The 17,407-nt window shown below is 42.6% G+C and carries 17 protein-coding genes; 6 read left to right on the top strand and 11 right to left on the bottom strand.

What is annotated here, in order from left to right:
* Positions 1 to 75 precede the first annotated feature (75 nt).
* A complete protein-coding gene (locus ABDD94_RS09335; RefSeq protein ID WP_345955635.1) occupies positions 76 to 1,038 on the bottom strand; it encodes a PhoH family protein in 963 nt (320 codons plus the stop codon).
* Between the two features lie 103 nt (positions 1,039 to 1,141).
* On the opposite strand from ABDD94_RS09335, the gene ABDD94_RS09330 reads away from it, so the two are divergent.
* The 4 genes from ABDD94_RS09330 to ABDD94_RS09315 all read left to right on the top strand — a co-directional run bounded on the left by ABDD94_RS09330 (position 1,142) and on the right by ABDD94_RS09315 (position 6,257).
* A complete protein-coding gene (locus tag ABDD94_RS09330; protein ID WP_345947893.1) occupies positions 1,142 to 1,918 on the top strand; it encodes an SAM-dependent chlorinase/fluorinase in 777 nt (258 codons plus the stop codon).
* 216 nt (positions 1,919 to 2,134) lie between these two features.
* Positions 2,135 to 3,970, top strand: coding sequence for an ABC transporter transmembrane domain-containing protein (locus tag ABDD94_RS09325; RefSeq protein WP_345955634.1), 1,836 nt, complete (start codon positions 2,135 to 2,137; stop codon positions 3,968 to 3,970).
* Between the two features lie 96 nt (positions 3,971 to 4,066).
* On the top strand, positions 4,067 to 5,461 hold the full coding sequence (locus ABDD94_RS09320; RefSeq protein ID WP_345955633.1) for an MBL fold metallo-hydrolase: 1,395 nt from the start codon (positions 4,067 to 4,069) through the stop codon (positions 5,459 to 5,461).
* 52 nt (positions 5,462 to 5,513) lie between these two features.
* Positions 5,514 to 6,257, top strand: coding sequence for a hypothetical protein (locus ABDD94_RS09315; RefSeq protein WP_345955632.1), 744 nt, complete (start codon positions 5,514 to 5,516; stop codon positions 6,255 to 6,257).
* A gap of 73 nt (positions 6,258 to 6,330) precedes the next feature.
* Here ABDD94_RS09315 and ABDD94_RS09310 read toward each other — a convergent pair whose 3' ends face one another.
* From ABDD94_RS09310 to ABDD94_RS09280, 7 genes are all read right to left on the bottom strand, one after another.
* Complete coding sequence (locus tag ABDD94_RS09310) at positions 6,331 to 7,287, bottom strand: D-2-hydroxyacid dehydrogenase (RefSeq protein WP_345955631.1); 957 nt, start codon at positions 7,285 to 7,287, stop codon at positions 6,331 to 6,333.
* A gap of 117 nt (positions 7,288 to 7,404) precedes the next feature.
* On the bottom strand, positions 7,405 to 8,475 hold the full coding sequence (gene serC / locus ABDD94_RS09305; RefSeq protein ID WP_345955630.1) for a 3-phosphoserine/phosphohydroxythreonine transaminase: 1,071 nt from the start codon (positions 8,473 to 8,475) through the stop codon (positions 7,405 to 7,407).
* Positions 8,476 to 8,619: 144 nt separating this feature from the next.
* Complete coding sequence (gene rpe, locus ABDD94_RS09300; protein ID WP_345955629.1) at positions 8,620 to 9,270, bottom strand: ribulose-phosphate 3-epimerase; 651 nt, start codon at positions 9,268 to 9,270, stop codon at positions 8,620 to 8,622.
* An 82-nt stretch (positions 9,271 to 9,352) separates the two neighbouring features.
* Entirely contained in the window at positions 9,353 to 9,628 is a 276-nt protein-coding gene (locus ABDD94_RS09295; protein ID WP_345947900.1) for a hypothetical protein, read from the bottom strand.
* A gap of 177 nt (positions 9,629 to 9,805) precedes the next feature.
* Positions 9,806 to 11,947, bottom strand: coding sequence for a polyribonucleotide nucleotidyltransferase (gene pnp / locus ABDD94_RS09290; protein WP_345955628.1), 2,142 nt, complete (start codon positions 11,945 to 11,947; stop codon positions 9,806 to 9,808).
* Between the two features lie 118 nt (positions 11,948 to 12,065).
* On the bottom strand, positions 12,066 to 12,344 hold the full coding sequence (gene rpsO, locus ABDD94_RS09285) for a 30S ribosomal protein S15 (protein WP_345947902.1): 279 nt from the start codon (positions 12,342 to 12,344) through the stop codon (positions 12,066 to 12,068).
* Positions 12,345 to 12,456: 112 nt separating this feature from the next.
* Complete coding sequence (locus ABDD94_RS09280) at positions 12,457 to 13,410, bottom strand: adenylyltransferase/cytidyltransferase family protein (protein WP_345955627.1); 954 nt, start codon at positions 13,408 to 13,410, stop codon at positions 12,457 to 12,459.
* Between the two features lie 107 nt (positions 13,411 to 13,517).
* Between ABDD94_RS09280 and ABDD94_RS09275 the strand changes: the two genes are divergently transcribed.
* Entirely contained in the window at positions 13,518 to 13,940 is a 423-nt protein-coding gene (locus tag ABDD94_RS09275) for an acyl-CoA thioesterase (RefSeq protein WP_345955626.1), read from the top strand.
* A gap of 135 nt (positions 13,941 to 14,075) precedes the next feature.
* Here the strand turns inward: ABDD94_RS09275 and ABDD94_RS09270 are convergent, their stop codons facing one another.
* The 3 genes from ABDD94_RS09270 to ABDD94_RS09260 are packed head-to-tail and all read right to left on the bottom strand — an operon-like array spanning position 14,076 to position 16,810.
* Positions 14,076 to 15,185: a hypothetical protein gene (locus tag ABDD94_RS09270; RefSeq protein WP_345955625.1), complete on the bottom strand. Its 1,110-nt coding sequence runs from the start codon at positions 15,183 to 15,185 to the stop codon at positions 14,076 to 14,078.
* The gene (locus ABDD94_RS09265) at positions 15,182 to 15,817 is read right to left on the bottom strand and encodes an ABC transporter ATP-binding protein (RefSeq protein ID WP_345955624.1); all 636 of its coding nucleotides are present in this window, start codon (positions 15,815 to 15,817) and stop codon (positions 15,182 to 15,184) included. The genes ABDD94_RS09270 and ABDD94_RS09265 overlap by 4 nt, the downstream gene beginning before the upstream one ends.
* Before the next feature lie 9 nt (positions 15,818 to 15,826).
* A complete protein-coding gene (locus tag ABDD94_RS09260; protein ID WP_345955623.1) occupies positions 15,827 to 16,810 on the bottom strand; it encodes a D-alanine--D-alanine ligase in 984 nt (327 codons plus the stop codon).
* Between the two features lie 238 nt (positions 16,811 to 17,048).
* Between ABDD94_RS09260 and ABDD94_RS09255 the strand changes: the two genes are divergently transcribed.
* A complete protein-coding gene (locus ABDD94_RS09255) occupies positions 17,049 to 17,384 on the top strand; it encodes a MerR family transcriptional regulator (RefSeq protein ID WP_345947908.1) in 336 nt (111 codons plus the stop codon).
* Positions 17,385 to 17,407: the final 23 nt, after the last annotated feature.

The raw sequence follows: 17,407 nt of genomic DNA, 5'->3' as shown, positions 1-17,407 counted from the left end.
GACAAAGTTATATTGATTTCTCAACTAACCTGAATCTTATCTCATATCTCACATCTAAATTCTTGTATCCGCAGATTACTGTATATCCCCGTAGGCTTCCAGTATGCGCCGTACCAGTTTGTGACGTACTACGTCTTCGCCGCTCAGGTAAATAATCTCGATGCCTTTAATATCGGTCAGGATACGCAGCGCTGTGTGCAGGCCCGATTGCTGTTTCTTAGGTAAGTCGATCTGAGTTACGTCGCCTGTTACAATGAACTTGGCGGTTGGTCCCATACGTGTAAGGAACATTTTCAGCTGCATATCAGTAGCGTTCTGGGCTTCGTCCAATATCACAAAGCAGTTATCCAGCGTACGGCCACGCATAAAGGCAAGAGGTGCAATTTCAATGGTACGGTTCTCCAAATAAGTTTTTAACTTTTCGGGCGGTATCATATCGTCAAGCGCATCGTACAGGGGGCGCAGGTATGGGTCTATCTTCTCCTTAAGGTCGCCTGGCAAAAAGCCAAGGTTCTCCCCTGCCTCAACGGCCGGGCGGGTAAGTATGATACGCTTAATCTCCTTATTCTTTAAGGCCCTTACTGCCAAAGCTACTGCCGTATAAGTTTTACCTGTACCGGCCGGCCCTATAGCAAACATAATGTCGCTTTTGGTAATGCTGTCTACCATACGGCGCTGGTTAGCCGTACGGGCTTTTACCATAATGCCGTTATGTCCAAAAACAATTACTTCACCTGTACTGCCAGGCTTTTCGTTTGGCTGATCGGCAGTCTTTGTTTCGATATGTTTGGCGCCTAGTAAACGCTCCAGGTCGGTAATATTCAGCGTATCGTACTTTTCTACGTGTTGTAACAAGTAGCCAAACTTTTCATTAAAAAAAGCCAGCTCCTGCTCATCACCTAAAACTTTTACCTCGCTGCCCCGGGCCACAATTTTGAGCTTAGGGTATTGCTTTTTAATGATCTCAAAATGATCATTGTTAGGTCCCCATAGTACGGCGGGGTTTATGTGGTCAATTGATATTTTAAGTTCGTTCAACAGAAAATGATTTTTGTAGTTGCTGATTCGTTATGGTTAAATTTTTGAATATTTGCACTCGCTAACGCTTTTACAAGATTAGCAATAAATATTTTAATTAAGAATGGGAATAATCACTTTAACAACTGATTTGGGCGATAAAGATATTTATCAGGCAGCGCTGAAAGGCAGCATCCTGAAGATATCGCCTTCAGTTAATATTGTAGATATAACCCACTCGGTAGCAGCCTTCAATATACAACAGGCTGCTTTCATTTTAAAGAACAGTTTTTACTATTTCCCTGAAGAAACAGTACATCTTATTGGCATAGATACGGTATACAGTGAAGAGAACCGTTTTTTAGCCATCAGGTACCGTAATCATTACTTTGTTGGAGCCGATAATGGTATCTTTTCACTCATATTTGATGATGAACCGGAGGAGATGGTAGAGATTAACATACTGCAGGATTTAAAGTTTTTGCACTTTCCCTTATCTGATATTTTTGTGAAAGCTGCTTGCCACCTGGCCCAGGGAGGCACATTAAACGCCATTGGCCTGCCGGTACACAGCATCGAAAAACGAATGACGCTGCAACCTGCCGTTGAGCGCAACCAGATCAGGGGTATGGTAATTTATATCGACTCGTTTCAGAACGTGATCACCAACATTACTAAAGACTTTTTTAACCGGGTGCAGCAAGGACGACGCTTTGTACTTTACTTTAAGCGTAACGAAACCATTACCCACCTGAGCTGGCACTATAACGAGGTGCCCGAAGGTGAAAAGCTTTGTCTCTTCGGCATTAGCGATCACCTGGAAATTGCCATTAATAAAGGTAACGCCAGTGGCCTGCTAGGCCTCAATTTGGGCGATAGTGTAATTATTGATTTTCAATAACTCAAGCTTAATAATACAGTTGAACACGTTTACTTATTTGATAAAGGACAGATAAAAATCTGCAATAAGCTCTTGTAAAATACACAAGCACTTACTTCCAAACCACTCACTATCCCCCCGTTTTCATTATAACGTCAATTTTACCAACACTTGCCGGCAAACCTGCTTTTAAACCGTATTTTTACCTTTTAAATAAGTTGAGGAAGAAAGTATTTTATGGCAAGATCACGACTGAATAGTGGGAACGCAGCTGAGAAAGAATTACCAAAAGCAAAGATCAACAAACAAAGCTTGCAAAAAATCAGCAAGCTTATTGGCTACATAAAACCATACCGGGCTAAGTTTTTTGGCGGTTTGATATTTCTTATCATATCAAGCTTAACAGGCTTGGCTTTTCCGGGCTTTTTTGGAGCACTGATTGATGCAGCACAAGGCAAGCAGCACTTTAGCTTTATACCGGCCAATTTAGTTACCATAGGCGAAATAGCAATTGTGGTATTGTTTTTACAGGGGTTTGTATCCTACTTTCGTATTACTTGGTTTGTACAGGTAGCCGAAAAATCGCTGGCAGATATTCGCAGAGACACTTACTTTAAGCTGGTAACGCTGCCTATGAACTTTTTCTCTAACCGCCGTGTTGGAGAGTTGAACAGCCGCATCTCCGCCGACCTTTCACAAATACAAGATACACTAACCACCACTTTTGCAGAAATCATCAGGCAAATCATCATTCTGGTAGGCGGCATCATTTTACTGGCTATATCATCTATTAAGTTAACGCTGGCACTGCTATTGGTACTGCCGTTTTTAATTGTGATAGCCATATTTTTTGGCAAGTTCATTCGTAACCTATCTCGTCAGGCGCAAGATAAGCTGGCCGAATCGAACACCATTGTTGAAGAAACCTTACAAGGCATAGCTAACGTTAAGGCATTTGTAAACGAAGCTTTTGAGGCAGGCCGGTATACTAAAAACCTGAGCGAGGTGGTAACGCTGGCTGTTAAAGGAGCTAAGTACCGCGGTATGTTCGGTGCCTTTATTGTGTTCTGTTTGTTTGGTACTATTTTTTGCGAAATATGGTACGGTTCTTACCTAGTGTCTATTCACGATAACGGACTGACCTTTGGAAAGTTAACCACCTTTATTGTATACGCAGCTTTCATTAGTGCGGCAATGGGTAGCCTGCCCGATCTGTATGCTAACCTTCAAAAAGCCATTGGTGCAAGCGAACGGGTGTTGGAAATTTTGGCCGAACAAGGTGAAGCTGTTTCGATACATGAAAGCGAAAATGCCGTCAAGCAAATTATAAAAGGTAATTTGACCTTCAGTAATATCAATTTTCATTACCCTTCAAGGCCGGAGATTGAGGTATTGAAAGAGGTTTCAATAGAAGCGCAAGCCGGTCAGAAAGTAGCTATTGTGGGACCGAGCGGCTCGGGTAAATCAACCATGGCAGCATTGATATTGCAATTTTACCATCCGCAAAGCGGTCAAATGCTGTTTGATGGCAAACCTGCAGCCGATTATGCTTTAACCGACATACGCAACCAGGTAGCCATAGTGCCGCAGGATGTATTGTTGTTTGGCGGCAGCATTCGTGAAAACATTGCTTATGGCAAGCGTAATGCAACCGAGGCGGAGGTTATACAAGCAGCTAAGCGGGCCAATGCAGATCAGTTTATCACCGGTTTTCCCGAAGGTTATGATACCATTGTTGGCGAACGTGGTGTTAAGCTTTCAGGCGGTCAGCGCCAGCGTATTGCTATTGCGCGGGCTTTGCTTAAAAATCCTTCCATACTCATATTAGATGAGGCTACCTCGTCTCTTGACTCAGAATCTGAACGATTGGTGCAGGAGGCTTTAGAAGAGTTGATGAAGGGCCGTACTTCTATCATCATTGCACACCGCCTTTCTACTATCCGCGAAGCTGACAAAATTGTAGTTCTCGAAAAAGGCCGTATCATTGAAAGCGGGACTCACGAAGAACTTATTGCCCGCGAAGAAGGCCTTTACCGTTATCTTAGCCAATTGCAGTTCGATACGACTGCTTAACGTTCATCGTTTATAAGGTTCATCAGTTTTAATAGTGGCTTTTTAGCTGCTAAGACTGTTGAACCAATAAGCCATTGAACCAATGAACCATATAAAATGAATTTAACGATACACGGGGCAGCCCGTCAGGTTACCGGCAGCATGCATTTGCTAGAGGTTAACCAATACAAAATATTAATTGACTGCGGACTTGATTATGAGAAAGACCGCAACATACAAGCGAACGAAGATTTTCCGTTTAACCCATCCGAGGTAGACGTAGTGATTTTAACCCACGCGCACATTGACCATTCGGGTAACTTACCAACCCTGGTACGCATGGGCTTTGAGGGACAAATTTTGTGCACCCCGCCTACTGCCGAGCTGGCCGAGTTACTTTTGATGGACTCGGTAAGTATATTTTTGAATAAGATGCACAAGCAAAATAAGCATCGCCGGGGGAAACATCATTCCACCACACGCCAGCCGTTATACTTGCAAAAGCACGTAATAGATACGGTGGAACGTATGGTAACCATTGGCTTTAATAAGCCTTTCCGTTTAAACGGCGATATTGAGCTGACGTTTATACCGGTAGGCCATTTACTGGGCGCTGCTGCCGTAGTTTTAAAGGTAAACGACCATGGAGAAGAAAAAACGATAGCTTTTACAGGCGATATTGGCCGTAACAACTACCCGGTATTAAATGACCCGCAACCATTACCTCCTGTGGATTACCTAGTAAGTGAATCTACCTATGGCGGCCGCTTTCACTCTAAGGATAAAACTATTGAGCAGGTACTTATTGAGACTATTGACAAAGCCTGCATTAAAGAATCAGGCAGGTTAATTATACCGGCCTTTAGTATTGGCCGCACACAGGCTTTGGTATACTCGCTTAATAAGATTTTTAGTAGTGGCTTATTACCGCCCATAAAGGTTTTTGTAGATAGCCCGATGGCTTCTGCTTCAACCCAGGTGTTCCGCAAACACCATGGCTTGCTTAATGAAGAGGCGCAGGAGTTCTACCGCGACAAAGGCGATGAATTTGAATTTGACAACCTTACCTACGTTGAAAATTTAAAAGATAGCCGCCAGATAGCTAATTACTTTGAGCCTTGCATCATCATATCATCAGCAGGTATGCTGGAGGGTGGCCGGATACAAGATCACCTGTACAACAATATTCAGAATTACTATTGCACCATCCTTTTTATTGGCTATTGCGCTAAAGGTACGTTGGGCTACCGCCTGCTTCGTGGAGATCCGGTTGTTCATATTAAAGACCGGGAGATGGCCGTTTATGCCACTATTAAAAAAACAGATCTGTTCAGCGCTCACGGCGATCACGATGATTTAGTCAATACCGTTAAGCAGCAAAAGCCAGAAAAGCTCAAACAGGTTTTTTTAGTACACGGCGAAGATGAAAGTATGCAAGCCATGGCCGATGCGCTTTTTGCAGATGGCTATAAAGTTACCATACCAGAGAAAAGTTTAAGCTATACCTTGTAAATGCTTATATTTATAAGCATTTACAATTAAGGCAGTATCACAATTTTATCTCATGAAAAGATTTTCATCCTTTAAAAGATCTCAGATTAGCTTTTTAGTGATTACAGCGCTGGTAGCAACACTATCATCATGCGGCAAAGAAGCTGATCCGGCGGTTATAAAAGTTTCTTCGGCTCCAATTACAGGTGGAACAGCGACTACGCCGGGCGGAGGCACTACCACACCTGGGGGTGGCACTACTACACCGGGTGGAGGAACTACTACACCTGGCAGTGGCACTACAACGCCTGGTGGTGGAACTACAACGCCAGGGGGTGGAACGACAACTCCGGGAGGTGGAACGACAACACCTGGAACCGGCGGCTCGCTTACCATAAGCAATGACGGCAATGCCGGTATTGCTATCGGCGAAGCAAACACTATTGTATATGATTTTAAAGGGACCAGATATACATTAAGAAATTCATCTAACTATGCAGTTATGGGCACATCTATATCTGCATTAGGCTTTACTACCAATGCCATTACAGGTACCGGCACTGATCCGGCAAGCTCAACTACATTTATTTTAGGCACTTTTGGTGGGGCACAAGGCGTAATGGATTTAACACAAGCCAGTATAATGTTGCCTAATGGAACAACTTACTCGTTGAGTACAGCAGGTAAGATAAATTACAACACTTTTTCTGTTAGCGGCAATAAGTTAACAACCAAAGGCACGTTTGATATGATACTTGAAAACGAAAGTAATGCAAACGATAAAATTAAAGTTGGCGGATCTTTCAACCTGCAGTAATTACGGCCAAATAAGTTCAACAAAAAAGCCCTGGCATTGATGCCAGGGCTTTTTTGTTGAGTAGGGTAATGTATTATGCTATACTTTTAAAATGATTGATAATTAAAGTTGCCAGCTCTACCCCTATCCGCTCCTGTGCTTCGTTTGTTGAAGCGCCTATGTGAGGTGTTAATGAGATTTTTGGATGTTGCAGCAGCTCGGTAAGTGGCGTAGGCTCGTTATCAAACACATCCAAACCTGCAAAAGCCAGTTGTCCGCTATTAAGGGCGTCTAACAAGGCAGCCTCATCAACAGTGCCACCGCGTGAGCAGTTTACCAATCCGGCTCCTTTTTTCATCAGAGCGAATTCTTTTGCACCAATTACCGGCTCATGGCTAAACGGCACATGCAGCGATATGAAGTCGCTTTTGGCAATTACTTCTTCTTTCTCGGCATATTGTACAGGCACCTTAACGGTTATGCCACCGCCCAAAGTAAGTTCCAACTCGGTTGTAGATGGATGCACGTCAAACGCCAGCACCTCCATTCCAAGACCATAAGCAATCTTGGCTGTTTCGCGGCCTATGCGACCAAAGCCTAAAATACCAATTGTTTTACCACGCAGCTCAATACCTTTGGCATAAGCCTTTTTCAGGTCGTTAAACTTTGTTGCGCCTTCAACCGGCATTTTGCGGTTGCTGTCTTGCAAAAAGCGTACACCGGTAAATAAGTGCGCAAACACCAGTTCGGCTACCGATGCCGATGATGCAGCAGGTGTGTTATGTACAGCAACGCCTCTTTCAAGCGCATATTCTACATCAATATTGTCAACACCTACTCCGCCTCTACCAATCAGTTTTAAATCAGGGCATTCGTCAATTAAGGCCTTGCGTACTTTGGTAGCGCTACGAACGGTTATGGCATCATATGCCCGCAATTTTACAGGCAGTTCTTCTTGGGGTATGTGCGTGGTATCAACAATAAATCCGGCAGCTTCAAGCATTTGCTTGCCAACTGGGTCAATACCATCATTAGCTAATAATTTTATCATGGTTTAAGGGAGTGTTTAAGGTTTTATTGCTTAAGTGGCTTATTGGTTGAATAGCTTAATAGATAGAATGGTTGATACAGCTCAAACTATCTTACACCTCAACCCATCAACAGATTATTAAGCTTTATTTTTCTCGGCAAATTCCTGCATGGCGTCAATCAGCACGTGGATACTGGTGGTAGGCAATGCATTGTAAATAGACGCGCGGAAACCACCTACACTGCGGTGGCCTTTAATGCCCACAATGCCTTTCTCATCACAAAGCTTCAGGAAAGGCTTCTCATGCTCAGGATTGTTTACCACGAAGCATACATTCATTTTTGAACGGTCTTCGGTTGCAGCTACGCCTTTGAACAATGGGTTGCGGTCAATCTCACGATACAGCATTGCTGCCTTGTCATTATTCTCTTTCTCCATAGCAGCTACGCCGCCTTTGGCTTTTAACCAACCCAGCGTAAGCATAGACACGTAAATAGCAAATACCGGAGGCGTATTGTACATAGAGCCCCCTTCAATTTGCGTTTGATAATTGAACATAGCCGGAATCTTACGGTCAACTTTCCCTAAAATCTCGTCTTTAACAATCACCAATGTAGTGCCAGCAGGGCCCATGTTTTTTTGAGCGCCAGCGTAAATCAAGCCAAAATCGGCCACGTTTATTTTACGGCTGAAAATATCTGAAGACATATCGGCAATCATAGGCACAGGTGATGGTTTAATATCCTGTAACTGCGTACCGTATATAGTATTGTTGGTGGTGATATGAAAATATGCCGCGTCTGCAGGTACCGTATAATCTTTAGGGATGTAAGTGAAATTACTTTCTTTAGAGGTAGCTACAATTTCCAGGGTACCAAAATACTTAGCTTCTTTGGCGGCCTTGTTAGCCCATACACCAGTTTCAAGGTATGCCGCTTTACCACCCTCAGGCAGCAGGTTATAAGGTACCATTGCAAATTGCTGGCTGGCACCACCTTGTAAAAACAATACCGAATAACCCTCAGGCACTTCCAGTAATTCTTTTACGAGTTTTACGGCCTCGTCTAAAACAGCTTCAAACTCGGCTGAGCGATGCGAAATTTCGAGGATGGATAAACCGATACCATTAAAATCAACCACTGCCTGGGCAGCTTGTTTTAAAACTTCATGAGGAAGGATGCCTGGTCCGGCACCGAAATTGTGTTTCATAACGCTTGTATATAGTTAGCAAGGGCAAATGAGCACCTTTACTTGCGCCCGAAGTTAAATATTTACCCTATTAAGTTGGTAGTTAATTACAATTTTGTGAATAATAAGTGAGCATTGTGGATTACGCCAAAATGAAAACGCCCCTTACCCATGCTTAAGCCGGGCAATGGTTTGCCGCGGATCATCAGAAGAAAAAACGAAATTACCGGCTACCAGCACATTGGCTCCTGTGGCAACCAATTGTGGCGCATTTTGCAAATTTACACCACCATCAACTTCAATAAATAAACCGGGGTTGTGAGCCGAGCTCAAATCTTTGATGTCTTCCACTTTCTTATAAGTGTTGTTGATGAATTTTTGGCCGCCAAAACCCGGATTAACCGACATAATTAGTACTAAGTCCAAATCTGCAATGATATCTTCCAGCAAGGCAACCGGTGTATGCGGATTGAGCGCCACCCCTGCTCTGCAGCCCAACTCTTTTATGGCTTGCAGGGTGCGGTGAAGATGGGTGGTTGCCTCGATATGTACGGTTATACTAGCAGCGCCTGCATCGGCAAATGCCTTAATATACCTGTCGGGGTCGGTTATCATCAAATGCACATCTAATGGCTTGGTTGCATATTTATGAACTGCCTCTACAACCGGAAAACCAAACGAAATGTTAGGCACAAACAAACCATCCATAATATCAACATGTATCCAGTCGGCCTCACTATTGTTGAGCAACTCAATATCACGCTGTAGGTTAGCAAAATCTGCAGCTAAAATGGACGGGGCAGTTAGATGGTTCATGCCGCCAAAGATAGATACTTTGGGAAAAGATTAATCAGGAAAGTGTAAAAGGAAAAAAGCCCCAAAAAAGGCAAAGCGTGGCTTAGTCGCAGTTTAGCAACAGATCGTAATATTTACGCATAAGCTCAGTATCGTAGTTTACCAGTGATTGGTAAGCCTCAGACACCAGCTCGTTCAGAATAGAAGCTCCCAATTGGCCAGCGCCGTTGGGAATTGATTCGTAATACTTAATTAACTCTTTAACCCTTATAATTTCGTAAAGCAGCTGCTGGACCAGATCGGTTTGCGACCTGTTGGGCGTACCATGTAAACTGCTGCTCAAAAAATCTAAAGGATCATCATTAGACGTAGATGTCATGTTTTTCAATAGGATCAGACTTTAGATGCTTCGGCATTTATCTAATAGATATCTTATCCAATAGTTTTAAACTAATGACTTAGGGGTTTACAAAGAAACGAAAAACAAACAAAAAAACCACATACCCTTTGAATAAATCTGGGGATATGTGGTTTTTGCGCGGTTTAAGGCTGCTATTTATTCACCTTTTGGAGCGTCTGTTCTTTGTGGCTTAGGCAACAAAGCTTTACGCGAAAGTTTAAGTTTACCTTGTTTGTCGATATCTAACAATTTTACAGTTACCATCTCACCCACTTCAAACACACCATCCATAGTTTCGATACGGCGATGGTCTATTTCAGAAATGTGAAGTAAGCCGTCTTTACCAGGCATGATCTCAACAAATGCACCAAAAGGCATAATTGAGCGTACTTTACCTTCGTAAGTTTCGCCTACCTCAGGTTTTGATGCAATAGCACGAATACGGCCTACAGCAGCATCAATAGCTTCTTTGTTGTCGCCAAATATCTGTACGATACCTTGGTTGTCTTTCTCCTCAATATTGATGGTAGCACCAGTCTCGCGTTGCATTTCCTGGATGATTTTACCACCGGGCCCAATAACTGCACCAATAAATTCTTTGTCGATTTTAAGGGTAACAATACGTGGCGCAAACGGCTTGTAATCTTCACGTGGAGCAGCAATTGTTTTAGCCATCTCGCCCAAAATGTGTAAGCGACCTTCTTTAGCCTGATCTAACGCGTTGCTTAATACTTCGTATGATAAACCGTTTATCTTTAAGTCCATTTGGCAAGCTACGATACCATTTTTGGTACCGGTTACCTTAAAGTCCATATCACCTAAGTGGTCTTCATCACCCAAAATGTCAGAAAGGATAGCATATTTGGTACCCATTTCGTTGGTGATTAAGCCCATGGCTATACCAGATACAGGTTCTTTTATTTTAATACCTGCATCCATCAATGCCAAGGTACCGGCACAAACTGTTGCCATTGACGACGAACCGTTTGATTCCAGAATATCGGATACGATACGGATAGTGTATGGGTTTTCATCCTCAGCAGGTAATACGCGTTTTAATGAACGCATAGCCAGGTTACCATGACCAATTTCGCGACGGCCAGCACCACGGTTAGGACGAACCTCACCGGTTGAAAAACCAGGAAAATTGTAGTGTAACAGGAATTTTTGATAACCATTGATAAATGCACCATCAATCATTTGCTCATCATCCTTAGCACCTAAGGTAACGGTGGTTAATGATTGCGTTTCGCCGCGCGTAAATACGGCCGAACCGTGTGCAGATGGTAAGTAACCTACTTCGCTCCAAATAGGACGAATCTGTGTAGTTTGACGGCCATCTAAACGCTTGCCTTCATCTAACACCAGGTTACGGATAGCATCATACTCCACATCATGGTAGTATTTTTTAGCTAATGACTTGGTGATGTCGTCAATTTCGCCTAAAGTAGCAATATATGCATCGCGCACTTCTTTAAACTTGGCCGAACGCTCATCTTTAGCCGAAGCCGAAGAAGCAACTGCGTAAACCTGTTCATAAGTGGCAGCATAGATGGCTTTTTTCAAATCCTCGTTGCTGTGCTCGTGGCTATAGGTACGTTTCTCGGTTTTGCCAACTTCAATAGTTAACTCTTTTTGAGCTAAACATTGGATTTTAATAGCATTGTGGGCAAATTTGATGGCCTCAACCAATTCAGCTTCCTGAATTTCGTGAGCTTCACCTTCTACCATGTTAATATCGTGCTCAGACCCGGCAACGATGAATTCTAAAGTAGCGTTAGCTAACTGGCTTAAAGTTGGATTAATAACCAGCTGACCATCAATTTTAGCTACACGTACTTCTGAAATTGGTCCGTTAAAAGGGATATCAGAAACAGACAAAGCTGCTGATGCAGCCAAACCGGCTAAAGCATCGGGCATGATATCTTTATCGGCTGATATTAAAGAGATCATCACTTGTGTATCTGCGTGATAATCTTCAGGGAATAACGGACGCAAAGCGCGGTCAACCAAACGTGAGATCAAAACCTCATAATCTGATAAACGGGCCTCGCGGCGTAAAAAACCACCTGGTATACGACCGGTAGCCGCATATTTTTCCTGATAGTCTACCGATAAGGGCAGAAAATCTATGCCTTCTTTAGCTTCTTTCGAAGAAACTACAGTAGCCAGTAACATGGTATCACCCATTTTTACCACTACCGAGCCATCGGCTTGTTTGGCCAGTTTTCCGGTTTCGATCTCAATGGTGCGGCCGTCACCTAAATCGATTACCTTTTTAATTGCATTGTAACTCATCTTTGTTTTATGTGATGCGCTTTTCATCTTTAGAGCGCACCGGTTTTTTATTGTTTTTGTATCAAAATTAAAAAAGCCATCCGCAAACGGACAGCTTTTTTTTAAAGACCGGAAAGCATTATTTAATGATATCCCTCAGCTCAAGAGCTTTGATGATAGCACGATATCTTTGAATGTCTTTTTTGTACAGGTAAGCTAACAAAGCACGACGTTTACCTACCAGTTTCTGTAATGATAACTGAGTGGCGAAGTCTTTTTTGTTCTTTTTTAAGTGACCGGTTAAGTGTGCGATACGGTTTGTGAATAAAGCAACCTGACCTTCGGCTGAACCTGTGTTAGTGGCAGCGCCACCGTGTTTTGTGAAAATCTCTTGTTTCCACTCTGAACTTAAATACATTACGTGAATAATATTAAAGCGTTTATAACTTTTGTTAATTAGGCGCAAATGTAGCTAATATTATTTAGTTACACAAACACTCAACAGATACAAAAAAGTTAGTATAGGGCTCTTATAACAGATACTGCCCTGCCTGTCCATATTGTTCTAAATTTCTAATACCAGTGCTTGATATGTGTTCAAATTCGCGGTCGCAAAAAACAGATACAATATGAAGCGGCTTGGTACTTAAATCTTGTAAATACCTGTACTGGTTTAGTTCATACTGCAAATCTGTGCTGTTTCTTAAACCTCTTATAATGGTCACTGGATAGCCTAAATTATTTATAAAATCTGTTAGCAGTCCGCTGTAGCTTTCAATTTGCCTGTAAGTTAGAGCGGCAGGAAGGGTATGTGTTGCGGGCCCTTTATCGGCATTAATGCCGCGGGCAATAATTACCTTGTCAAATATTCCCTCCGCCTTTTGTAATATATTGTAATGACCCTTATGAAAAGGGTTAAAGCTTCCCGGGTAAACCGCAATGTTTGGCTGCCTGCACTCTACATAAGTAATTAACGCATCCAGATCAGGGTTAGCCACCTGCTCTTTTAATTTTTTTAGAACTTCAAGACGTTTAACTTTATAAATACTGTAATCTACAAACTGAAACTCTTTGAATATTTGATGTTCATAGGCGATGAGTTTATGTAAAGGCTGATAAAGTATATTAAGGTCTATTTCGCAAAAAATGGCAGAGAGCGCTGTAGAAGGCTGATGCGTTTTAGTGTCTAAAATAATGGTTGATACTTCTTGCTTCAACATTTCGTCACCACTGAAAGTTTCGATAAAGAATCGTTCAGAATCTTCTTCATTAGTTAACGATTTTGGGTCGTATATAATGTCATGATAAACGGCTGCTAATAGCAGTGCTTTATTATCTATCAGGCCCCGGTTTGTCAATTGCTGAAAAATATCTTCAAGATGGTTCAAGGTATGGTAAAACCTGTGTGGTTCCTCATAGCGTTTAAAAGCCTCATGAGGCACTCCTAACTGCGCCAGTTTGTTCTTAATCAATGTTATATCCATTGTCCATTTACGCTTATGTAATTAGTTGTTTTCAGCGTCAAATGTATCATTTACAAAATTTTAAACAATGCGAACGGCTTTCGTATTTAGTATTTACATCTTTGCATATGAACGCCCCTTTTAAATACGCCACCTTTGAAACCGAGCACCGCGTACGGCCCGATGATATAGACATGTTTCAGCATGTGCATAACAGCAAGTATTTTGATTACGTGCTGGCTGCACGTTACGAGCAAATGGATGCCCATTACGGCATGTCGATGGAGAAATTTATGGAACGCGGCTTTGGTTGGGTAGTGCGCACCGCACATGTAGATTATAAACGTCCGCTGGTTATGGGCGATTACTTTTTAGTGCGTACGGGAATTGAAACTATTGACGACAAAGGCTGCCGTGTGGCCTTCACTATTACCAACAAAGCCACCAGGAAAGTTTGCTGCGACGGCTGGTTCGATTACACCATGATTGATATGAAAACCGGCCGCGGTGCCAAAATACCCGAAGATATTATCGCGCATTACGGAGTATAGTAGCTTGAGGGCATGCTAGTTTTTAGATATAATTTGTACCCCTAAAAAGTTTATAGAATTACCGGAAAATGATATAGTCGGTTAAGCTTATTAATAACGCAGTTTGTAGCCTCCTGTAATCTGAAAGTTATAAGGTTACTTCTCAGTAACCATCGGCATGTCCTGGTAATATAACCTGAGGTGTATAAGATATGATGTTATTAAATTAACGCCAATAACTACAGGCATCAGCTTAAACATCATTACCCAAAATAACAGTATAAACAGGCCCATTACCCACTGCAGATATTTATCCATGTTGAGGCCTATATAATACACTAAGGTATGCAGTAGCATGAGCAGGCTTAAAGCCATGAGCAAGAGTTGCACAGCAAGCACCGGGTTAAAACGGCTGAACAACCAAACGCCTTCAGGTAGTAACAAAAGCAGGTAAGTCAGAAAGCTATTGCCATACTGCTTACCAAGCGAGACTGGAAAATTGCGCACAAAGCTTAAATAAGTTACCTCAAACCGTTGCTTTTCGAACACGAGTACAGCGTGCGCCACTCCTATAGCCAGTACTGCCATACCGGCCACGCGAGCATCGCTCTTCACATCATCAAACAAATAGAATACACTGGTAACAATGAGCCACGACAGCAGTTTGGTAATGCTATAAGGCACTTTTAACCGGTTGAGAACATGATATATATACAGGCTGAAATACGGCTTACGGAAGGAGCTGGTCCATGTTAATAACCAGGAGCTGTTACTGCCGTTTATCAAACGGTTTAAAAGTAAGGTATGCAGCCATGCACTTGCAGCCGCCAGCAGCAACAAGTAAGTAAAGATAATAACCGGCGTTAGGTAGTAATGATATGCTATACCTACGCACACAGCTATAAGGCCATAAGTTATAACAGGCAATAGTATATATAGCTGTATAATGAACCAGCTTTGAAGTTGCTTGCTCCGGCTAAATGAGTTAAGGCTATAAAACAAAAAGTGTTGCTGTGGTGCCAACATCTGGCCGGCAACATAATGGCAGCATTTAACGGTGTAAATTAACCATGTGCCAAAAACAATCAAAAGCATGATGGGACTGGAAATAAATGCCAGCATCAGCGTTTTGTGATAGTTTATGATTTGTGCGGGATCAACCGCGCCAATCATAAACAGAAAGAAGAACAGAAACAGGCCAGCATGTGCCTGGTAAAAGCCCTGCACAAAAATGCGATTGAGCACGTGCGTAGGCCAACCTTTCATATAATAGTGGCAGCGTTTAACGTTTGGTTCTCAATTTGCAATACCTGGGCCGGTAAAATTGCACTGTCGAGTATTTGGTGCGATGACAGCAAAAAGCTGGTTCCGTATTGCTGGTGGTGTTCGGTTATCCACTGGTATAAAATATTGAGCGCGGCAGTATCAATCGTAATCAGCGGCTCATCCAACAATATAAGTTTGGGTTTACCTAAAAAAGCCAATAACAGCGATAGCTTTTTGAGCATCCCGCTGGAATACGTACCAACAGGTTTATGCACATAGCTACCCATGCCCATTGTATCCAGGTAGTGTTGCTCCTGCCCTGCCGGCGCATCTTTAGCTCCGGCAAACAAATCGATCAGTTCGCGTCCAGTTAAAAACTCCGGGAACAAGGGCTCGGCTTCGGCAAAGTTGACCAGCTTGCGATATTCAACAGGCTGTTTTTTGATGCTGATGCCATTCAAAAAAACATCGCCCTGAAACGAGAGTATACCGGCAACCGATTTCAGCAGGGTGCTTTTACCCGATCCGTTTACGCCTTTAATCCAGTAAATGCCGGCATCAACGGTAAAATCGGATATACTTAGCGCAGGGTAAATGCCATAAGATTTCTGAAAGTTATTGAAGCGTAGCATAAGAAAGCCTTAAAAGCTGCCTTCTACAATATTCCCGTAAAATTCCTGAACACTCATACCTGCGGCGCGCACTTGCTGCGGTATCAAACTATTGGCCGACTGGCCGGGAGTGGTATTTACCTCAATAAAATAAAAATCGCCGGTTTGCTCATCAAGAATAAAATCTATCCGCACCATGCCTCGGCAATTAAGGCGCAGGTAAACCTCTGTCAAAATATCGGCTATGATCTTATTCTTTTCGGCGGGTAAATCGGCAGGTGTAATCTCCTGTGTTACGCCGGGGGTGTACTTGGCTTCGTAGTCAAAAAATTCTTTAGAGCTTATGATCTCGGTAGCTGGTAAAACTACCAGCTTGCCGTTTAAACGAGCTATACCCTGGCTAAATTCGCGGCCTTTAATAAACTCCTCAACCAGTATTTGGCTATCTTCATGAAATGCCTTCTCTAATGCGGCTGGTAGCTCTGCAACCGAATGTACCTTACTCATGCCTACACTGCTGCCACCATTGTTAGGTTTCACAAACAATGGAAATTTCAATGTAGCGGCAATGGTACTTACATCGTGCATATCACTCTTAAACAATTTTACAGACTTGGCCGCATGTAAATTGGGAACACCTTGCACCAACGCCTTGGTATAAGCCTTGTTCATGGTAATGGCCGATGTTGTAGCATCGCAGGTGTTGTACGGGATACCCAGCATGTCCAGGTAACCTTGTATCTTCCCATCCTCGCCGGGGGTACCGTGTATAGTAATAAAAGCGCTATCAAATAACATTTTGCTACCGTTGAGCATCAGACTGAAATCGTTTTTATCAACATCAACAGCTTCACCATCGCTTTGGAAAAACCAGCGGTCGCGGTTTATCAGGATGGTATAAACATTATATTTTTCAGCATCTAGGTTTGCTGCAATGTTTTTAGCACTGTTAATGGATACCTCATATTCGCCGGTGTAGCCGCCGGCCAGCAGGGCGATGTTCTTCTTGCTCATAGCGCCAAATATAGAAAAAATTAGACCTCACAAACCCTCAGAAATAAGGATGGCTTTAAAAAATTCACAACAAAACATGGGAGCGATTACTGTTGAACACATAAAACGGAACTTTGCGGAATGGCTTAAATCCTGCTTTATAAGTTTAGCACTAATGATCCATATTAAAGTCTACCACCTGAAAGGAGATTTAGTGGGCTTAGCATTTGCACAGGCCATTTTTTTACTACTTTTGTACATGCCTTATAAAGAACGCGATATCAGCAAGATGTACTACACCATGGGCGAGGTTACTTCCATGTTCGACGTAAATCACTCACTGATCAGGTATTATGAAAAGGAATTCGACATTCTCCAACCTAAAAAGAACAAAAAAGGCAATCGCTATTTTACCGGTGAGGATATCGATAACCTGAAAATCATTTTTCACCTTATCCGTGAAAAAGGCTATACCATACAAGGCGCTAAAGATCATTTGAAAAACAATTTGAATGAATCTAAGAGCCAGCAAAGCGTATTAGATTCGCTTGAAAATCTGAAAAAATTCCTTCTCGAGGTGCGCGATCAACTGTAGTACTTAGAGTGGAGGCATAGAAT

The organism is Mucilaginibacter sp. PAMB04168 (assembly GCF_039634365.2).
Lineage (GTDB): Bacteria > Bacteroidota > Bacteroidia > Sphingobacteriales > Sphingobacteriaceae > Mucilaginibacter.
Note: the sequence above shows the minus strand (reverse complement) of the source record. Positions and strands in the feature narration are given on the sequence as shown.

Excerpts from the sequence above, each read along its gene's own strand:
- ABDD94_RS09310 (WP_345955631.1), bottom strand. The coding sequence starts at position 7,287 with ATGATAAAATTATTAGCTAATGATGGTATTGACCCAGTTGGCAAGCAA.
- ABDD94_RS09315 (WP_345955632.1), top strand. The coding sequence starts at position 5,514 with ATGAAAAGATTTTCATCCTTTAAAAGATCTCAGATTAGCTTTTTAGTG.
- ABDD94_RS09270 (WP_345955625.1), bottom strand. The coding sequence starts at position 15,185 with ATGAAAGGTTGGCCTACGCACGTGCTCAATCGCATTTTTGTGCAGGGC.
- ABDD94_RS09330 (WP_345947893.1), top strand. The coding sequence starts at position 1,142 with ATGGGAATAATCACTTTAACAACTGATTTGGGCGATAAAGATATTTAT.
- rpsO (WP_345947902.1), bottom strand. The coding sequence starts at position 12,344 with ATGTATTTAAGTTCAGAGTGGAAACAAGAGATTTTCACAAAACACGGT.
- ABDD94_RS09255 (WP_345947908.1), top strand. The coding sequence starts at position 17,049 with ATGCCTTATAAAGAACGCGATATCAGCAAGATGTACTACACCATGGGC.
- rpe (WP_345955629.1), bottom strand. The coding sequence starts at position 9,270 with ATGAACCATCTAACTGCCCCGTCCATTTTAGCTGCAGATTTTGCTAAC.
- ABDD94_RS09280 (WP_345955627.1), bottom strand. The coding sequence starts at position 13,410 with ATGGATATAACATTGATTAAGAACAAACTGGCGCAGTTAGGAGTGCCT.
- ABDD94_RS09260 (WP_345955623.1), bottom strand. The coding sequence starts at position 16,810 with ATGAGCAAGAAGAACATCGCCCTGCTGGCCGGCGGCTACACCGGCGAA.
- ABDD94_RS09320 (WP_345955633.1), top strand. The coding sequence starts at position 4,067 with ATGAATTTAACGATACACGGGGCAGCCCGTCAGGTTACCGGCAGCATG.
- ABDD94_RS09265 (WP_345955624.1), bottom strand. The coding sequence starts at position 15,817 with ATGCTACGCTTCAATAACTTTCAGAAATCTTATGGCATTTACCCTGCG.
- ABDD94_RS09275 (WP_345955626.1), top strand. The coding sequence starts at position 13,518 with ATGAACGCCCCTTTTAAATACGCCACCTTTGAAACCGAGCACCGCGTA.
- ABDD94_RS09295 (WP_345947900.1), bottom strand. The coding sequence starts at position 9,628 with ATGACATCTACGTCTAATGATGATCCTTTAGATTTTTTGAGCAGCAGT.
- serC (WP_345955630.1), bottom strand. The coding sequence starts at position 8,475 with ATGAAACACAATTTCGGTGCCGGACCAGGCATCCTTCCTCATGAAGTT.
- ABDD94_RS09325 (WP_345955634.1), top strand. The coding sequence starts at position 2,135 with ATGGCAAGATCACGACTGAATAGTGGGAACGCAGCTGAGAAAGAATTA.
- pnp (WP_345955628.1), bottom strand. The coding sequence starts at position 11,947 with ATGAGTTACAATGCAATTAAAAAGGTAATCGATTTAGGTGACGGCCGC.